The sequence below is a fragment of the Shewanella mangrovi genome (assembly GCF_000753795.1).
Lineage (GTDB): Bacteria > Pseudomonadota > Gammaproteobacteria > Enterobacterales > Shewanellaceae > Shewanella > Shewanella mangrovi.
In genome coordinates, this window is sequence record NZ_JPEO01000001.1 from 594,493 (window position 1) to 614,401 (window position 19,909).

At 48.0% G+C, this 19,909-nt stretch carries 12 protein-coding genes; 9 read left to right on the forward strand and 3 right to left on the reverse strand.

Going from position 1 to position 19,909, the window contains the following annotated elements; all coding sequences use genetic code 11:
* Positions 1 to 142 precede the first annotated feature (142 nt).
* Positions 143 to 1,606, forward strand: coding sequence for a sensor domain-containing diguanylate cyclase (locus tag HR45_RS02460; protein ID WP_037439318.1), 1,464 nt, complete (start codon positions 143 to 145; stop codon positions 1,604 to 1,606).
* A gap of 73 nt (positions 1,607 to 1,679) precedes the next feature.
* Entirely contained in the window at positions 1,680 to 2,828 is a 1,149-nt protein-coding gene (locus tag HR45_RS02465; RefSeq protein WP_037439320.1) for a hypothetical protein, read from the forward strand.
* Positions 2,829 to 2,911: 83 nt separating this feature from the next.
* Here the strand turns inward: HR45_RS02465 and HR45_RS02470 are convergent, their stop codons facing one another.
* A complete protein-coding gene (locus HR45_RS02470; protein WP_037439326.1) occupies positions 2,912 to 4,801 on the reverse strand; it encodes a M61 family metallopeptidase in 1,890 nt (629 codons plus the stop codon).
* A gap of 441 nt (positions 4,802 to 5,242) precedes the next feature.
* Between HR45_RS02470 and HR45_RS02475 the strand changes: the two genes are divergently transcribed.
* The gene (locus HR45_RS02475; RefSeq protein ID WP_037439329.1) at positions 5,243 to 7,345 is read left to right on the forward strand and encodes a TonB-dependent siderophore receptor; all 2,103 of its coding nucleotides are present in this window, start codon (positions 5,243 to 5,245) and stop codon (positions 7,343 to 7,345) included.
* A 58-nt stretch (positions 7,346 to 7,403) separates the two neighbouring features.
* Here HR45_RS02475 and HR45_RS02480 read toward each other — a convergent pair whose 3' ends face one another.
* Positions 7,404 to 7,967 carry a cytochrome b gene (locus HR45_RS02480; RefSeq protein ID WP_037439330.1) on the reverse strand — a complete coding sequence of 188 codons (564 nt, stop codon included), beginning with the start codon at positions 7,965 to 7,967 and terminating at the stop codon, positions 7,404 to 7,406.
* Between the two features lie 255 nt (positions 7,968 to 8,222).
* Here HR45_RS02480 and HR45_RS02485 point away from each other — a divergent pair, with 255 nt between their 5' ends.
* The 6 genes from HR45_RS02485 (at position 8,223) to HR45_RS02510 (ending at position 18,638) form a co-directional block, all read left to right on the forward strand.
* Positions 8,223 to 8,591, forward strand: a complete 369-nt coding sequence (locus HR45_RS02485; protein ID WP_037439332.1) for a hypothetical protein — start codon at positions 8,223 to 8,225, stop codon at positions 8,589 to 8,591.
* A gap of 8 nt (positions 8,592 to 8,599) precedes the next feature.
* Positions 8,600 to 9,058 (forward strand): YaiI/YqxD family protein, encoded by a 459-nt coding sequence (locus tag HR45_RS02490; RefSeq protein ID WP_037439334.1) that lies wholly within the window; start codon positions 8,600 to 8,602, stop codon positions 9,056 to 9,058.
* Between the two features lie 231 nt (positions 9,059 to 9,289).
* Positions 9,290 to 11,593, forward strand: a complete 2,304-nt coding sequence (locus HR45_RS02495; RefSeq protein ID WP_206537874.1) for a DPP IV N-terminal domain-containing protein — start codon at positions 9,290 to 9,292, stop codon at positions 11,591 to 11,593.
* Positions 11,594 to 11,775: 182 nt separating this feature from the next.
* Positions 11,776 to 14,670: a glycoside hydrolase family 2 gene (locus tag HR45_RS02500; protein ID WP_052074427.1), complete on the forward strand. Its 2,895-nt coding sequence runs from the start codon at positions 11,776 to 11,778 to the stop codon at positions 14,668 to 14,670.
* 397 nt (positions 14,671 to 15,067) lie between these two features.
* Entirely contained in the window at positions 15,068 to 17,110 is a 2,043-nt protein-coding gene (locus tag HR45_RS02505; RefSeq protein ID WP_037439460.1) for a TonB-dependent receptor, read from the forward strand.
* 217 nt (positions 17,111 to 17,327) lie between these two features.
* On the forward strand, positions 17,328 to 18,638 hold the full coding sequence (locus tag HR45_RS02510; protein WP_052074428.1) for an HD-GYP domain-containing protein: 1,311 nt from the start codon (positions 17,328 to 17,330) through the stop codon (positions 18,636 to 18,638).
* A gap of 5 nt (positions 18,639 to 18,643) precedes the next feature.
* On the opposite strand, the gene HR45_RS02515 is transcribed toward HR45_RS02510, so the two are convergent.
* On the reverse strand, positions 18,644 to 19,729 hold the full coding sequence (locus HR45_RS02515) for a GGDEF domain-containing protein (protein ID WP_037439336.1): 1,086 nt from the start codon (positions 19,727 to 19,729) through the stop codon (positions 18,644 to 18,646).
* Positions 19,730 to 19,909: the final 180 nt, after the last annotated feature.

The window sequence follows — 19,909 nt, forward strand, 5'->3', positions numbered from 1 at the left end:
AGTTTACTAAATTGCGCCAATGGCTGCCAATGACAATAGTCGATGAGTCATTGACGCATCATTAAAAAATTTTTGTGCTTTAATTGGTTATGAGTGATGTGCATGAAATTTCGCCTGTTTATTACCCTAAGGGATAGCTGGTATGCCTGCATCGGAAAAGTGGTTAGCGCAAAAGCGACTCAAAGTGCTGCTGTTATATTGCGCAGTGCTGTTTACGGTCTTTTTTGTGATGAGTTGGAGCAGTTACCACGTCGCCAGTAAGGTGGTGAGTCAACGTATTGAGCAAAACTCATTGCCATTAACCAGTGATAATGTGTATTCACAAATCCAACGTGACTTAGTCAATCCGATGTTTATCGCGTCCCTTATGGCGCACGACACGTTTGTGCGAGATTGGGCGTTACAAGCCTCGCCTCCAGCAGCGCCTATACAGCGCTATTTGACTGAGATTAATAGTAAGTTCGGTACCTTTCTGAGTTTTTTCATATTGGAAAAAGACGGCCGCTATTTCTTGCCTGATAGAGTGCTGCAACTCGACAACATGCCCGGTAATGGCGACTGGTATCGCCGCCTGCAAGCCTTGCCGCTTGAGCAGCATTACACTGTGGATATTGGCCACGATCCTGATAATCCGGAACGCACAGATATCTATATTGACCATCTGGTTTATGACTATGCGGGCCAGCGTATTGGCGTCACTGGGGTTGGGCTATCGGTTAATAAAGTCAGAAAGTTAATTACTGAATATCAACAGAAATATCAGCGCACAATCTATTTTGTGGATCAGCAAGGTAAGGTGATGCTGCAAAGTAAAAATGGTCAATTGCAGTCACTGAAACAGCGGCAAGGCATCGCCGCTATCTATAACAGGTTATTTACTGGTGAGGAGACCAGCTTTCACTTTGAGGATGAACTGGGCACCGTGTATCTCAATGTGCGTTTGGTGGAAGAATTCAATTGGTATTTGATTGTTGAAGAACGGGATGGTGTCAGTAACTCACCGATGTTTTCCCAATTTCTTATCAATGTGGGTACTGCATTAGCGGTTACTCTGGTGGTGCTGGCGGTGGGTTTTGTCACTCAAGGACGTTTTCATCGCCGCTTGGCGCATGCTGCAACCGTCGATCCGTTAACGGGGGCGAATAACCGTCGTTCAGGTGAGCTGATTTTTAGTGCTATGAGTAAAGATAGTGACTCGTGGCCGATGGCATTGATGATTTTGGATATCGATCATTTTAAACAGATTAACGATACCTATGGGCATGATACCGGCGATCTGGTGTTGAAAAAGTTAGTGGAGCATTGTCGCACGCATGTTCGCCAGTCCGATATTATCTGCCGCTGGGGTGGTGAAGAGTTTGTGATGTTGTTTAGCCATTGCGATGCACAAAAAGCGCAGGATCTGGCTGAACGCATTCGCCTCGGCGTGGAGGCGTTAACCATTATTACGGGCGGTAAGCGTCTTAGTGTCACAATTAGTGCTGGCATGGTTATGATGGAGCCCAGTGGTAGTTTGAGTGATTGGTTGTTACATGCTGATGAAGCGCTATACCAAGCCAAGTCTCAAGGCCGCAATCAAATCGTATGGTGGCCAGCAACACATTAGCGGGATTTGATTGATAATAATGTGAGTCAATTGTTATTCATGGTGTTGCTAAACGATATTACGGATGATGCGAATGAAAAAATATGGAGTAGTGGTTGTCATCGTATTGTTGGTCATCATCGGGTATTGGATGTGGTCGCAATCGAGCGCTTCTGTTGTTTATATTGCAAACACTGAAACATCACGCGAACTCGCACCAGATTCGACATCGCTAAAAAGTTCAGTGGCACCAGTTGCCTCCGAAACTAACTTGGCAACTGTATCTTCTTCCAAACCTATCCTTGATAGTCAGCGATTATCTAAACTGATGGCAAGTTGTGATGGATCAAAAATCGTCCACACGCTAGATGAAGATGAGGCAGCATTTGAAGCCCAGCGAGACAGCTATATTGATAACATGGGAAAGTCTGATGACGCGCTGCAGCAGCTAGCCTATTTTTATCTGCAAAAATACGCTACTGACCAAGATAAAACCCAATCGCTATTAGCATTAAGCGAGCAGTATCCAGACAACGCACTAGTGGCCTACGATGCGTTATCGTACTGCAATAAGTTCACTGACCGTTGTAGCGTGACCGATGTTGAGCGATTGATGAAAGGTCACGAAAACGATGCGGCGTTTTGGATGCAAAAGGCATCGTTTTTGTTGCAACACAAGCAAGAACAGCAAGCTCTCGCAGCAATGGAACATATCATCAGCGAGCCACTTTACTTTAATGCTTGGGCTGAACACCTTGCGGCGTTCCAGCAAGCCTATGTAACTGCTGGGGCTGCAGATGGCGTTGGCACCATGATGAGTGCGTTAGGACTAGCTGCTCGCCCCATTGAAGGTTATCAGCCTGTGTCTAGTTACTGCATGGAGTTAGAGGAAACCAATGCAGCAGGCCTAGATATGTGTTTGCGAGCAGGGCAGAGGATGGCGAATAGCCCATCAACCATGTTTGTGAATAGCAATGGACTTTCATTTCAAAAGCGGGTTTATCAGCTCACTAACGCCGAAGCGGGTTTAGCGCAAGTGGCCGAAAAAAGGGCCGAATTTGACAAAATTCAGCGGGAAGCGTCATTGATGGAGCTGTTGATTTATCTTGACCGCAAACGCTACAGCGATTGGCTCGATAATATTCGTAATGCCGGACAGCTCGAAGGCACGCGGATAACGACACAGCAGATTTTGCTCGAAACTCAGTCGCCGGATTTTGATCCATGTGTTATTGATTGGTAAACGCTTGCCGATGATTTAAATAAAAAACAGCCCGCAGTGCGGGCTGTTTGCTTTGTCATCATATCTAGGCGAACCAACAGAACTTATAGCGGTGTCAGCATCTCAGACAGGTAATCTTTGCTGCCTTCGATACGCACCAGATGCGGATATTTCAGGCCTTGATGATAATCCACTTTGATGGTGCGGTATTGATCGAAATCTTTTACCAGCAATTCAATCGGTGCTTTGCTGTCTTTGGCGTCGGTAATCGCGTCTTTCAAACGTTCAGCTTTGTAGCTTTCGCCGTTAACCGCAATGATAGTCATGCTTGGCGACAAACCGGCGTTGAAGGCTGGGCTATCCCATAACACGTCTCTCAACGTGCCATCTTTGTTGGTGTCAAAACCAAGTGAATAGGTGAAGTTATAACGCTTATAACGGTCTTCCATCGCTTTAACCGCTTTGGATGGTGTGTCGTTATACACTAACTGCCAACCTTGATCTTTCAGCGAATCTGACAGGTTAACATGGCCTTTCAGTCGGGCATTGATGAAGCTGGCCCAATCGTATTGTTGCAGACCATTCAGCGTCGCGACCACGTCATCAAATGTGTAGGTATTGATATCCCACGCGCCAGGATGTACGCCAAAGAAGGCTTTCGCAAAATCGTTTACTGAGGTTTTATTACCGGTCAGGTTACGCAGTTTGGCATCAATGGCGTACCAGATCAGCTGTCCACCTTGATAGTAGTCTTCACTCATTTGATAGTTGCGGAACGCTAAAGGTGACCGCTGGGCAATCGTTGGATCATTGGTGGTATCCAAAATATTGCGCCATTGCATGCCAGGGCGGCCTTTATCATAGGTAGCACCTAACAATGCTAGCATATCCATCGCGTTGTCGTGGCTCCACAAGCCGGAGCGGGCGGCGACAATATAACCCCAGAATTGCGTTTGACCTTCATACACCCACAACCCCATATCACGCTTAGTTTGGTTGTAAGTTGGGGTCCACAGTTCAGCCGGACGACGATATTTACCATCCCATGAATGGTTAAATTCGTGCGCTAATAAATCACGACCTAACCAAGATTTATCCCACTTAGTGAAATAATCTTGTTTGCCGCTGTTCTCGCTGGAGCGGTGATGTTCCAGACCTATACCACCGAGTTTATCGGTTAGCGCCAGTAGAAAGTCATAGTGATTATAGTGATGCGCACCGTACAGTTTATACATCTGCTGTACCAGCTCGCGATGCGCTTTTAAGCCTTCATCACTGATCTCCAAATCCTTAGCTCGGTCGGCAAATACGTTCAGGTGGATTGGCGTTTCTGCACCGGGATTCAAATCAACCCGCTTGTAGTATTTACCAGCAAACATGGGGGAATCGACGAGGTTTTCAAAATCGATAGTCTTAAAGCAGTAGCTGTTGCCTTTGCTGCTTTTGGCTTCCAGCGCCGTGGCGTAATGCCAATCTTGTGGCAGTGTGACACAGGAATCGACTGGGATCTGACGGGTGTAATAACCTGCCGGATATAGCGCAACTGTGTTCCATTGCAGATTGAGCATCTCTGGTGTCATTACTACGCGGCCTTGACCACGGTTTTGTGGAGACAAAAACTGAAAACTGACTTCCACTTTGTCAGCGCCTTGCGGCACGTCGATATGGAAAGCATTAACATTCCCCGCATCGCGTTCCCATGCCAGCACTTTGCCGTTGGCTTTGAATTCAAAGCCCGCCACTTTATCGATAGGGCCGGTTGGTGAATGATGGCCGGGGATCCATGAAGGGTACAACAGCGTGAGTTTGCCCGGTTTGGCGGGGATAACTTCGCTGATATTGAAGATGCGGTGGGAGAGGTCTGTAGCATCCACTTTTAATTGGATATTGCCAGTATAGGGTTTATCAACTGGGGTTGGCACTTCAGCATTGGCAGCAAACTCGATGCCAGTCAGCGCGAGACCTACCGCCAGTGTAATTGCAGCATTTTTCACAGGGGCTCCTAATTCTTGTTATGTATTGGGCGTTCGTGACGCCTTCTATTTGGTTGGTTAGTTACGGCGTGGCGCTGTAAAAGGTGATCTGGGCCACACTCTAAAAGCAAACACACAATAACGCTGAAATCTAGTGAATAAAAGCTGACGCAACGACGGAAGTGTTGCTGTTTGTTACTGTCTGCTCCACCGCTAACTTACGGGCATACCGTGGTAAAAATGTTAGTTGCTTAACATTTCCTCATAAATTGCATTTTCTTGTTTGTAAATAACAATAATTACCATTAACATTCGCTGCAATTAGGATGACGTGTGGTGCTGGTCAGGGAATGTGCTCCTTCGCCGCAAGTCTAAATCTGCTGAGCGCTCGCCACTTGGTCGCCTGTATCGGAACTGGGCTGAATTAAAGTCGTGCTGAGTCTCATATTGGAGTCTCACCCTATGTCCGTAATCGGGGCTTTTCGTCTTACCGCATTAACCGCTGCGGTTGCCGCCGCAATGTCAGCTAACGTCTCCGCCGCTGAAGACAACATTGAACACATCGAAGTAAATCATATTCGTCAGCCATTTCGTGGCGATGTGCCGCTGAACGCGCAACCTCAGTCAGTGGAAGTGTTGTCGCTAGAACGCTTGAATGACGCGGGTATCACCAGTTTTATGGATGCATTGGATATGTCTGCGGCGGTGAGTCGGCAGAACAACTTTGGTGGCGTATGGGACAGCTTTGCTGTGCGCGGCTTTATTGGTGATGAAAATGTCCCGTCTGGTTACTTGGTAAATGGCTATAACGCTGGCCGCGGTTTTGGTGGCACTCGGGATACCTCCAATATTGAAAGTATCGAAGTGATGAAAGGACCTGGCTCGGCACTTTATGGCCGCTCAGAGCCGGGCGGAACTATCAACATTATTACCAAAAAGCCGCAGTTTGCGCCGCAAGGTTACCTGCAGCTTTCTGCTGGGCGTTGGGACAACTATCGAGTGGAAGGGGATGTTACTGGCGCACTTTCTGACTCGGTTGCCGCGCGTATCAATGGCGCGTATGAAGATAAGGGCAGTTTCCGCACCCCAATAGCGTCGAAAAAAACCGTACTTACGCCGTCTCTGCTTTGGCTGCTGAATGAGCAAACCAGAGTCAGCTATGAGCTGGAATATGTGGATCAGGAAGCGCCATTTGATCGTGGCATTGTGGCGATTGATGGCGATCCCGAAGCACTGCCTGTGACCCGCTTTCTGGGCGAAGAAAGTGATGGTGCCAATGAAATAGATGTATTGGGACATCAACTCTCAATTGAACACGATTTTGGTGATTGGAGCTTACTTGGTGGCATTGCTTATCGCGATACCTCGCTAAAAGGTTTTTCTAGCGATCCTGAACTGGTGCATGGTCGCCAACTCTTGTTTACCGATGGTGAGACCTTGAGTCGTCAGCACAGTTATCGTGATTTTTCTGCGACAGATTTATCGGGCCGAGTAGAGCTTTCAGGAAGCTTTGAATTGGCCAGCTTACAACACCATTTGTTGTTAGGTATCGATGGCTATCATTTTGATTTTGATAAGTATTGGTTGCGTTATCGTCCTTCAGCAGGAGACAACAGCTACAGCATCAATGTATTTACACCAGAATATGGTCAGCAAGCACCGGAAATGGCACTGCTAAACGATCAAACTGAGACGCAAGATAGCTATGGCATTTACCTGCAAGATCAATTGGATTTGAGTGAGCAGTGGAAAATGTTGCTCGGCGGCCGTTTTGACAGCTTTGAGCAACAGATTGATAAGCACAACACTCAAACCACGAGTAAGCAAAAGCAAAACGTCTTTAGTCCGCGCGCTGGCTTAGTTTATCAATGGCGTCCACAAGTCAGCTTCTATGGCAGCTATGCTGAGGGCTTCCGCTCTAACACGGGTGCCGATTATCAGGGCGTTGCCTTTGAGCCAGAAGAAAGTAAATCTTATGAAATCGGCACCAAATTTGAGTTTGACGTTATCTCGGGCTCAATTGCGCTATTTAAAGCGGAAAAGAGTAATGTGTTGACCGCCGATCCGGTGAATTCCGGTTATTCGGCTGCGTTGGGTAAAGCGGAAAGCGATGGTGTTGAGGTGGAGCTGACAGCATTCATTAGCGAAGCAACCCAGCTGTGGTTGTCTTACGCCTATACCGATGCGCATACCGCCAACGATGTGATTAATGCTGATTGGGGCGTCAACATTCCCAGCGGCAGTCGTTTGATTAATATTCCCAAGCACAGTGGTAGCCTAACGCTGAAGCATTACACCTCATTGTTTGGTAAAGAAACTAACTTTGGTGGCAGCGTCAAATATGTGGGCGAGCGTTTAGGTGAAACCATTGACCCTGACTATGTGTTGCCGGACTACACCTTAGTGAATCTGTTTGCCAACTATGCGATTAACGCGCAATTGTCATTGCAACTGAACGTGACCAACTTATTTGATGAGACCTACTACCCAAGCTCTTATTCGGCCATCTGGACTATGCCTGGTGAGCCACGCAGCTATAAGGTCAGCGTGAAGTACAGCTTCTAACTGAGATTCAGCCATAAAAAACGCCAGCATATGCTGGCGTTTTTTATGGCTGGGCAGATTAGTCTTTAATCTTACCCGGCAGCATAGATTGCAAGCTCTTATCTTTGTCGATGAAGTAGTGTTTCAAGGCAAAGAATACGTGACCAGCAATCACCACCAATAAGCCGTAGGTCAAAATCTCGTGGATCTCAGCAAAAATGGGTTGCAGATCTGGCGATTTGTCCAGCAAAGGTGGCAGCGTAAATAAGCCTGCAACAGGAATTGGGTAGCCCGCTGCTGAGCTAAATGCCCAACCTGAAATAGGAACGAGTACCATCAGCAGGTACAGCAGATGATGGCCACCGTGCGCTGCTTTTTGCATGAACTGACTCATGCCTACTAGCTCGGGTGGACGGTGGGTGGCACGCCAGATAATACGCAGCACAATCAGAAAGATACTCACAGTTGCAATCTCTTTATGCAGCGTGATCATTTCGCCTTTGGCGGCATCGTGCGCAGCATCAATACCATAGCTCATGAATAATGCAGCATAAGCGCCAATCGCCATTGCGACCAAAATTACCGCCGCCATCGTCCAGTGCAGCAATTTGGCAATACCAGTGTAAGAACGTTGAGTTGTCATGTAGTTAACATCCTGTATCAGAAACTGAGGTCATCATATCCTGCTAATTTGGCAAAGAATATGTGAATTTTTTGAAGCTACAGTTTACATTTTTCGATTATATCAGCGCTGGCATGTTTAGCTTTTTCGCAACATCCTCGTTCAAGCAATACTATAGCGGCTGTTGCATCGTCATGCTGCTCGCGCACAGCGCTAGGATTGCCGCCTGAATTAGGCCACAATAACCGCAAGAAAATGAGTTATGTGTAATTGTTCATGGATCAACTAAACGCTTTATTTGTCTGGTACCCGTTTTTTGGATTGCCCACTGCCATTGTGGGGTTGGTGATTTGGTGGCGTTATCAAAGTCGCGCCCAGCTTTATGTCTGGGATTGGGGCCAACTGTTTATGCCTTTCTTTGTCTGGGCGCTGCTATCCGCAGTGGATATGCGTGGCAAATCCCTGGCGAATTTAGTGGAGCTAGCTTACCTCAGCGGTATTACCATGTTGGTCATGGTGGTGCGGGGACGCATGGAACTCAGCGCTCCATCAAAAGGTAATACGGTGAGTAAAATAGCCTTATTGGTGTCAGCGGTTGCCGGACTGGCAATGTGGGGCCTAGTGCCGCCATTGGCTGAATCTTAGGAGTTAAGATGCAAATTTGGGTCGATGCTGACGCCTGTCCTGTCGTGATTAAAGAGGTGTTGTTTCGCGCTGCCGAGCGCTGCCAAGTGATGGTGACGCTGGTGGCCAATCAGGCGCTGCGAGTGCCTAAGTCAAAGTTCATCAATACCTTACAAGTGGTAAAAGGTTTTGACGTCGCCGATAACGAAATTGTAGCCCGGGTGCAAAGCGGCGATTTAGTCATTACCAGCGATATTCCGTTAGCGGCAGATGTGTTGGCAAAAGGGGCCTTGGCCTTAACGCCGCGTGGCGAGCAATATACCGATGACAACATTAAGTCACGGCTCACCATGCGTGATTTTATGGATACACTGCGTGCTAGTGGTATTGAGTCCGGTGGTCCACCGGCCTTGAGCCAAGCTGACCGTCAAGCCTTTGCCAATAAACTGGATACTATTTTGGCTCGCCATGTGCGGCAAGCCCGTTAATATGATGGCGTCTGATGTTAGCAACTAGCGCAGTCTGGGCTCTGCACTTTCCTTGTTTCTGCGCTCGTCACTTGCTGTTTAAGCTGTCTGCTTATCGTCGTTTCTCTGTATAGGTTGCGCACCTGTCATATTTAGAAACGCTTAAATTTTTGTATAAATTATGCGGTTGTGGAATGGTGTCAGTTATCGAACGAACCATGCGGCATATTGTTGATTTGATGCCAACCAATCATGACAACCTATAACAAGATGAAACTATCAACCTCAGTCCTACTTACCTGCTGTTTTACGGCGTTTTTTGCGCCAATTGCCCACGCCAAAGTCTCTGCTGAGCAGATACAAGCCAGTGTCGATTTACGCAAAAATTGGCAAGGCCTTACCCGTGATATTGCCTTTCCGGCGCGCTGGGTTCCCGATACCCACGAATTTTACTATCGCAAAACTGTCGCGGGTGGCTTTGCTTTTATTAAAGAAAATGCCGACAGCGATACTAAAGCTGCAGCTTTTGACCAAACGCTGGTGGCCAAGGGCATGACCACTGCGCTGGGCGAAACCATTATCGCATTACAACTCCCATTTGATGATTTTTGGTACGAAGGCGATGGCATCAGTTTTTATCTGCATTATGCGCCTTGGCATTGCAGCCTTAGTGCACCTAGTTGCAATGCCGTTGCAGACCCATCAAGGCCGATTGCGGATGGCGAAGTGCGAGATATGCGGGTGCCAGCTGCTAACCCTTTGCGGCCAGCCCCTAACGCTAAATTCAGTGCCCATGTAAAAGACAATAATATTGAGTTACTTGGCAGTGATGGCCGACAACTGCTGCTCAGCCAAGATGGCACTGAAGACAACTTTTACGATGCTGAGTCGATTCAATGGTCGCCAGACTCACGTTTTGTTGTGGCATTGAAAGTCACGCCCGGTTATGCGCGTTACGTCACGCGGGTGCTGTCATCGCCCGATGATCAGTTGCAGCCCAAAGTCATCAAGCAGCTTTATCCCAAGCCCGGCGATGTGATGGATGTCGAGCAGCCGGTGTTGTTTGAGGTGAACAGCGGCAAGCAAGTTGCTATCGATCGCGCTTTGTTTGCTAACGGCTATCTGCTAGAAAATCTGCATTGGCGTCGCGACAGTAAAAGCTTCGCTTTTACTTACACTGAGCGTGGTCACCAGCGCGCCAAGCTAATAGAAGTCAGTGTCGAAACTGCCAAGCCGCGGACTGTTGTTGATGAGCAAACTGATACCTTTATTAATCAATGGGGTGGCAGTTATGCCCATGAAGTACATGGTTTGGGGAATGAAATCATTTGGCTGTCAGAGCGTGATGGCTGGGCGCATTTGTATCTGATGGATGGTGCCAGCGGTCAGGTGAAGCATAAAATTACCGAGGGTGCTTGGCCGGTGCGTAATGTGCTGCATGTGGATGATGACAAGCGGCAAATCTGGTTTGCCGCCAGTGGCGTTAATGCCGGTGAAGATCCCTATTTTGTCCACTACTACCGCATCAACTTTGATGGTTCCGGTTTAACCGCGTTAACCAAGGCGCCAGCCAATCATCATCTGAGTTTTTCTAGTGACATGCAGTATTTTGTCGATAGCTATTCCCGTGTGGACCTGCCTAATGTGATGACGTTAAATCACGCCGATGGTCAGCTAATCCGCACTGTGGCGAAGGGCGATATCAGCTTGCTGACCCTAGCTGGCTTTAAGGCGCCACAGGTGTTTGTTGCTAAAGGCCGTGATGGCAAGAGCGACATTTGGGGATTGATTGTTAAGCCGCAAAATTTTGATCCCAATAAGCGCTATCCGGTGATTGAGAATATCTATGCCGGCCCTCATGACAGCTTTGTGCCAAAGGATTTCTGGCCGTTTGGTTATCATTCTGGCGGCGATAAAGTGATTGGCATGCAAGCACTGGCTGACTTAGGTTTTATCGTCGTGCAGATGGATGGCATGGGGACTAAAAATCGCTCCAAGGCGTTTCACGATGTGGCGTGGAAGAACCTTGGCGATTCCGGCTTTCCCGATCGCATGCTGTGGCATCAAGCCGCTGCGAAAAAATATTCTTGGTATGACATCGACAATGGCGTCGGTATCTATGGCGCATCGGCGGGTGGTCAAAGCACCTTGAGTGCGCTGCTGTTTCACCCCGATTTCTATAAAGTTGGCGTGGCCTATGCGGGCTGTTATGACAACCGTATGGATAAAATGAGTTGGAACGAGCAGTGGATGGGGTGGCCTGTTGATGACAGCTATTTACGCGCTTCGGCGGTGGTGAATGCCGCTAAGCTGCAAGGCCAACTGATGATTATTTATGGTGAGCAAGACAGCAATGTTGACCCATCCTCCTCACTACAATTGGTGAACGCACTGATCAAGGCAAATAAAGACTTTGATTTATTAGCCGTACCCGGCGGTGAGCACAGTGTCGGTCGCTCCACCGGCCCGATTGATTATGTGCAGCGGCGTCAGTTTATGTTCTTTATTGAGCATTTAACGCAAGTGCGGTTGCCCAATTGGAACACGACTCAATAGCCACATAAAAAAACGCCGCGAACAGCGGCGTTTTTTGTTAGTGCGCGGTGCTCAGATTTAATGATGAGCTAATTCCACTCAAGTTTAATTGTATTACTAATGGGTTTTGCTGCACCATAAGTGAATTGGTGGGCAAGGTTGTTCCTGAGGGAGCAAGACACAAGACTATACAAGGAAACATGATGGATATTCGTAGCGTCAGACATCGGCTATGGCAACTGTTCGTTGTCGGGCTTAGTCTCGGTTTAGCGGCCTGTTCTAATCAAACACCGCAAGCAGCAGCACCTTCTGCCAAGGTGACTACTCAGATCCAAATGCTCAGTGGTACCGGCAGCGATGATGCCGTGCAGTGGGATTTTTACTGCACCAAAGGCCGCAACTGTGGCAAATGGAGCAAAATTGCCGTGCCGTCTAATTGGGAGTTGCAAGGCTTCGGTGGCTACGATTATGGCCACGTAGTGGATAAACACGATGAGCAGGGCATCTACCGTCGAGACTTTAGCATTCCGTCCGACTGGCAGAGTAAAACCATCAAGATAGTGTTCGATGGTGTCATGACCGATGCCACCGTATTTGTTAACGGTCAGCAGGTTGGCGCTAAGCATCAAGGCGGCTTTTATCGCTTCAGCTACGATATCACCCCGTTTTTAAAGGCTGGGCAAAGCAATGAGCTGAAAGTGGTCGTGGATAAAATCTCGGCCAATAAGCACATTGAAGCCGCGGAACGCCAAGCGGATTACTGGGTGTTTGGCGGGATTTTCCGTCAAGTCTTCCTGCAGGCATTGCCAAAATCTTATATCGATTGGGTCAGCCTCGATGCCAAAGCCAATGGTCAATTTGCGCTGGACGCTTACGTCGGCGGTGATGCACTACCAGCTAACAGTTATGTTGAAGGGCAAATCCTTGATATGGCGGGCAATCCGGTCGGCAAGCCATTTAGTTCTGGCAGCGTGAGTGAGCATAAAGCGCATTTAACTGCACAAATCGATGCCCCGGCGTTATGGACAGCGGAAACACCTAATCTGTATCAAGTCAGATTGCAGCTCAAAGCTGGGGCTAACACGGTTCATAGCTTGGACAAGACATTCGGTTTTAGAACCTTTGAAGTTCGGCCGCATGATGGTTTGTACTTGAACGGCACCAAGATCACCTTGAAGGGCGTTAACCGTCATAGCTTCCGTCCAGAAACTGGCCGCACGCTCACTAAGCAAATCAGCATTGATGATATCAAGCTGATAAAAAGCATGAACATGAATGCGGTACGTATGTCGCACTATCCGCCAGATGTGCATTTTTTAGAAGCCGCCGATCGCATGGGAATTTATGTGATTGACGAACTGACGACGTGGCAAAAGCCAGTGTTAGATACGCCTACCGCGCAGCGCTTGGTGGGTGAGTTAGTTCGCCGCGATCAAATCCACCCAAGCATTCTAATGTGGGCCAATGGTAATGAAGGTGGTTGGAATAACGAGGTTAATGACGATTACGCCAAGTACGATCTTCAACAGCGGCCGGTGATCCATCCGTGGGAGCTGTTCCGTCATATTGATACCGATCATTACCCAACCTATGCCGAGCTGTTGGCGAAAACAGAGCAGAACGAAATTCTGATGCCAACGGAGTTTTTGCATGGCTTGTACGATGGTGGTCACGGTGCTGGCTTACGCGATTTTTGGAATTACATCAGTAATGCGCCATTTGGTGCTGGCGGATTTTTATGGGTGCTGGCCGATGAAGGCGTAGTGCGCACCGATGAAAATAACCGCATCGACACTGATGGAAATCATGCACCTGATGGCATTGTTGGCCCGCACCATGAATTGGAAGGCAGTTACTTCACTATTAAAGATATCTGGGCGCCGATTAAGGTCGTCAATATCGCCAATGGCAAAACGCTATCGCCACAATTTAATGGTGAGTTAACCATTAAAAACCTCTATGACTTTATCGACTTAAGTGGTGCAACGCTGGAGTGGCGCTTGTATCAGCCAGTGACCCCGTTTGCTGGTAAAGCAAAATTAGTCGCCAGCCATAAGATGGCATTGCCCGCGATTAAACCTAAGCAGCAGGGCAAAGTGCAGTTAGCGCTACCAGATAATTGGCAGCAGCAAGGCCGTTTGGAAGTCGAATTCTATAACGCAAAACATGAGCCAATCTGGACTGACACCTGGCCAATTCAGACCGCAACAGCGGCCGCGCAGCAGGCAGAACAGGATTTTACTAAGCAAGCGCAGTCTGGCAGCAAGCCGCAAATTACCTTGCATACCAGCAAGCAACTGCAAGTGAGCGTCGCTGACACGATCATTAACTTCGATGCGACTACGGGTCTCTTACAGTCCTATCAAAAGCAGGGCCAAGCTGCGCTGACCCATGGACCGGTATTACTGCGTTCCGACGATAGTGCCTTTGATAGTCGCAGAGGTGTGTGGCCGCTACATGATGGCACGCGTGTCGACGACAAGGCGACAGCTAAAGGCACCACAGAGCTCAAAACTACCACCCAAAACGGCGACATAGTGATCACTGTGGTTAATCCGCCTGCGGGGATAAGCAAGCTGATTTGGACGGTACACGCAGCAGGTTATCTGTCGATGGATCTCGACTATCAGCTAGATGGCAAATATGTGCTGCACGGCGTCAGTTTTGACTATCCGAAAGCCGCGATTCAGCATAAACGTTGGCTAGGTGATGGTCCGTATCGCGTGTGGGCTAACCGCTTAGAAGGGGTTAAGTACGGCACTTGGGAGAATGATTATAATGACGGTATTGCCGGCGAAAAATGGCAGTTTCCTGAGTTTAAGGGGTATTTCTCGGACATTCACTGGCTGACTCTGACGGGGAATAACAGCAAGATTAGTTTCTCCACCCCAACCAATAATCTGTTTGTACGGGTGATGCAGCCTGATGATGGCGCACAACCAGCCAATACTTTGTCGTTGCATTATCCAGGTGAGATTAGCTTTTTGCATCGTATCAGCCCGATTGGTACCAAGTTCCATCCGGCCAATGAGATGGGTCCGCAAGGTGAAGCAATGCGTGAGTGGGGGATACGTAATATCAAGTTGGATATTTTCTAAATCGCCGCTTGGGTTAGCGCTTGTCGCTTAATCCGTACCTATGAGTCATGTTGTCAAAATGCCGCCTTGTGCGGCATTTTTTATTCGATGCTTGCCTCAGTTGCTTAAATGTCTTGCATGTCGTCTGTGATTGCCAACAAATGTAAATATCAGTCGTTAAGACGGTCCATCTGTGTAAATGATCACAAATGATAATCAAACTCATTTGTATTTGTTTGGTTCGGCGCTAGAGTAATGACTCGTGAATGTCTTCATGAGTCACTTATGGCTCTTAAAGTCATTGAATTTAAACATATAAGCTTTCTTTTGTTCAGTGTTGCTTCGCCTTCAATGCGGTGGTAAGCACTTAACGGAGGCTGGCTTAGATATGTGCAAAATGATTAGCTTGGAGCTGATGATGTCCCCACTCATATATAAAAAACTCCCTCTTAGTTTGGCCATCACCTCGGCGTTGATGGCGCAGAATGCGCTGGCTGACGATGCTGTTATTGATACGCAGGCGATTGAAAAAATTGTGATTATTGGTGAAAAAGCGCCTAAATCGCTCAAAGACACCAGTTCATCGGTGGCGGTATTGTCGGAAGAGGTGCTCAACAGCACCCAATATAAGTCGATTACCGAAGCGGTATCTGAGATCCCCAATGTGGTGGCGGTAGCGGGTTCATTGCCTGATATTCGTGGTGTCAGTGGTAATGGCTCGGCCGGTGGATTTAACTCGATTTCCGGCGGTGCGAAAGGTCGCGTCTCTATTTTGGTCGATGGTGTGGCGCAACCTTTTGTGGCGGACAACAGTGGCGATATGGGCTTGTGGGATATGGAGCAGATGGAAATCTATCGCGGCCCCCAATCAACCAGCAATGGTCGCAATAGCATGGCAGGGGCCATCTACATTAAGACCAAAGATCCGACCGAAGATTGGCATGGTGCGGCGCGGCTGGGCTATCGTAATCAGGACAGTTATATCGATACCTCGGTAGCGCTTTCCGGCCCGTTGGTGACCGACACGCTATCGTTTCGTATCAGTGCTCAGCAGCTCAATGGCAATACCATTACGGATGACAGTGGCTATGAAGGCAATTCACCGGATTACGATCTGGATAAGGTGAAATCATCTCACGTCCGTACCAAGCTGAAATGGACTCCGACCGATAAGCTATCGATGTTACTCAGCTATTCTGACAGCAACGAAAAGGGCGATGTTGGCCGCGTCTATTACAAAGCAGATGATCTATCCAAATTTAATCGACTCTATTTCCGCGACATTAAAACCCGTGTGAAAACGACCAGTCTCAAAACGGATTATGCGTTTAATGATGATCTGCGTTTGGAAGTGTTAACCGCCTACATGGACTATCACTGGGGCTTTGACAGTTACGATGAAACTGAAGCGGAAAAGCAGGTGCTGGCTTTTGATGAAGACAACTACACGGTGGATGCCAAGCTGTCATTCAATCAGCGCGGCGATGCCATGTTTGGTTTCATTGGCGTCGATTATTTTAAACGTGAGCACGATATCCTCAGCGTTGGTTCGGCGGCATATAACGGCGATGACAGCAGTGACTCGCTGGCGGCTTACGGTGAAATCACCTTTTCCTTAACCGATAAGCTAAGTTTACTGACCGGCGCGCGCTTGGAGCGTGAGTCGCAAACACGTCATTTTATCTATGGCGCCATTGATGCTGGTCTCGATAAAGACACGGATGTTTTCCTGCCTAAACTGGAACTGCAGTACGCCATGACGGATGCCACCACCTTAGCGCTAAGTGCGCGTAAGGGCTACAACGCGGCGGGTGGCGCACTGAATTTTACCGCGCAAGATTATTACTATTATGACGAAGAAAAGGTCATGACCTATGAACTCAGCAGCCGCAGTGCACTGCTTGATGGTGCTGTGTTCCTGACTGCTAACCTGTTTTACAACGACTATGACGGCTTTCAGTCACTCAATACTGAGCGTTACATCATCAACATGGATGACGTCGTGACATATGGTGCTGAGGTGGGCATTAACGCTGATGTGACCGATTCACTGCAGGTAAACGCCGGAGCTGGTTGGCTTCACAGTGATATTAAGGATGCAGGCGCTGATTACCAAAGTGCCAATGGCAATGAGCTGAATAATGCCCCTAAATTTACCGGTAACCTTGGTGTGACTTATTGGTTAACCAATGAGTTAAGTACCAGCGCTTCGGCCAATTATGTGGGCGAATACTATGGTGATTTTGCCAATACCGCTGGCAACAAAGCCGGGGATTATACCTTAGTGCGTTTGCAAGCCAGCTATAAAACCGCGGACTGGCAGATCAATGCATTCGTCAATAACGCCTTTGATAAAATGGCGGTACTCAGCCGCACTGCTGCAGGTGGACGTTATCCTACTGGTTATGCGTCGGTTGCCGATCCGCGCAACGTTGGCGTTTCTGTTACTTATTCTTTCTAATCACCGTTAAGCTGTTGTTTCATGGCGGGTTTGGTTGTGATGTTGGCCGTCAAACCCGCTAATATCAGCTGTTATCTAATTTAACCTGCTAATTTACTTATATTTTTTATATGCCACTTTGGTGTTTTTTTGTCGTTTTTGGGGCTTGAAAGCCAGACAAATATTGATTACTGACTATTATTGGTAGCAATCATAATTTCAGTGTCGAAGGAATGACATGAATAACTCTGGCTCACTCACTATCGATTTACGGCAGATGATTCTGGCGATTGAAACTGCGGTGTCACTGGTTGGAATGAATGATACCAATCATGGCAAGCGGGTTGGCTATATTGCGGCGCAAATCGGCAATGAACTGGGGCTCAGCGATAATTCGCTGCAATACGCCTTTGACTTCGGCCTGCTGCATGATTGTGGAGTGTCCTCTGAACAGATGCATGCCAATCTGGTGAATTTTTTCGACTGGGAAGATTCCCACATTCATTGCGATATCGGGTATCACTTGCTGAATGCCTTTGCGCCACTAAAGAAATTCGCGCTGCCGCTATTACATCACCATACGGCTTGGCAAACGTTGCGAGAAAAGTCGATCAGCGAACATGACAAACGCATGGCGAATCTGATTTTCCTCAGTGATCGGGTCGATGTGTTTGCTGCGGCGCATTACGAACGCGATATTTTGCTGGCGCGGCAACAGATCTGTCAGATGATCGATAGTCATTCCGGCCGCTATTTCGATCCCGAGTTAGTGGCGGCATTTCAGCGGGTGGCAGACTGTGAATCATTCTGGATAGCCTTGGAAGATCGGCACATCACTCGCTACACCTGGGATATGGGCAAAATCGCCAGTCATCAACAGTTATCTTTGGCTGAGGTCAAACAGCTGTCGCTGATCATTTCCTATATTGTTGATCAAAAGAGTCCCTTTACCGCGCAGCATTCGGTCAAAGTCGCCGATGTTGCCAAGTTTATCGCTACTCAATATGGTTTATCACAGCAGCAGTGCGACAAGATAGAGATTGCTGGCTTATTGCACGATATCGGCAAACTGCATACGCCGGACAGCATCTTAGATAAACCTGGGCCGTTAGATGATGCCGAGCGGGCGGTGATGAACCAGCATAGCTATGAAACCTATGAAATTTTGCGCCATATTGATGGCATGCAGGAGATTGCGCGCTGGGCGGCATATCACCACGAAGGCATTAATAATGCGGGCTATCCGTTTCATCCATCGGAGCGTGATTTTAGTACCGAAGCACGCATTATTGCCGTTGCTGACGTGTTTCAGGCATTAGTGCAAGATCGGCCTTATCGCCCGGGAATGGATTTGAGTCGTGTGCTCGACATCGTGAGTGGCTTTGTCGATAAGGGCAAGCTCGATAAACAGATAGTGCAAATTGTGCTGCAACAGCCCGAGCGTTGTTATGAGATTGCCCGCGGCGCTGATCCCAACGCAAATCTGGAATATCTCAACCAATTGATGCCCAGACAAAACTATCAGCAGCATTGGACACCGTTAATGTAACCCGCTTAGGTTTGCTGACTGTCGACATCTGTTGTCATTCGCGGGCTGTTTCCGATAGCTACAACGGTGCGGTTACGGCCACAGCGTTTGGCATGATATAGCCGTTGGTCCGCCTGACGATACAAGGCATCAAAGTCGTCGCCATCTTGCTGCCAGATGGCAATGCCAATACTGACGGTAAATGGCAGCGCTTGCTGATGAAACTGAACGGGTTGACGTTGCACATTTTGCCTTAAGCTTTCTGCCATCGATTGCGCCAGCTCTCGGTCGCAGTCCGGCAGCAAGATACAAAATTCTTCACCACCAACGCGAAAACGCCAGTCGTTCTTCATGCAGATTTGCTTCAATCTGGCGGCTAATTCCCGTAAAACCTGATCGCCAGCGCTGTGACCAAATTGGTCATTAAGACGTTTAAAATAGTCGATATCCAGCAGCAGTAAGGCAAACGACTTTGCGCCCTGTTGATGTTGTTGCACCAATAGAGAGAATACATCTTCGAGGTGCAGTCGGTTGTAGATGCCAGTGAGCGGATCGCGTGAGGCGATGTCACGTAGCTTCCTCACGACTCTTATGCGTCGATATTCACACACATGGCAGATGGCCCAGATAAGCAGATAGCAGACACTTGCATTTACAAATAATGGAATATCTATCGATTGGTCCGGCATGCGCAGTGAATGCCCCATAATGCCGATACCGACCACGCCAAACAGGGCCGATAATATTCCCCCCACCAGCAGGCCATTGAACAGTAAACTCATGGGCGGCAATAACATTAGCCAGTAAAAGCCATCGGCAAACAACGCCTTGGAGTAAATGCCGTAGCTAATGATGGTAAACGCCAGCGTGATGAGCAGTGTGGTCCAGCAACGCAAATGCTGAATTGTTTTTAGACGTGCCAGAAACAGCAAACAATAAAGGCCGATGCCAGCTTCAGCCAGAATAAAGCCCAGGCTTTTATGAGAGGAAAGATTACTGAGGCTCAGGCCGAGCGCAATTGCCGCCATCAGCCACAGCATGATGCGCAATAAAGAGCGTCGATAATGGTTGTTATCGTCCCATAATGCGGGATTACGACTGGCGTCCTGCATCTGTTGGCTAGATGCTCCCTAATATTAGATTTATTTTATAGTCCTTTATTTACGGCTCAGACATTACCGACAATTGCTGCGAAAAACTAGCTTGCAGATCCTAATTTTTTGACATAAACAGCATTAGTGTCAATTAATTATCTTTTTGGTAGTAAAAATCCACCTGCATAGCAGGTGGCT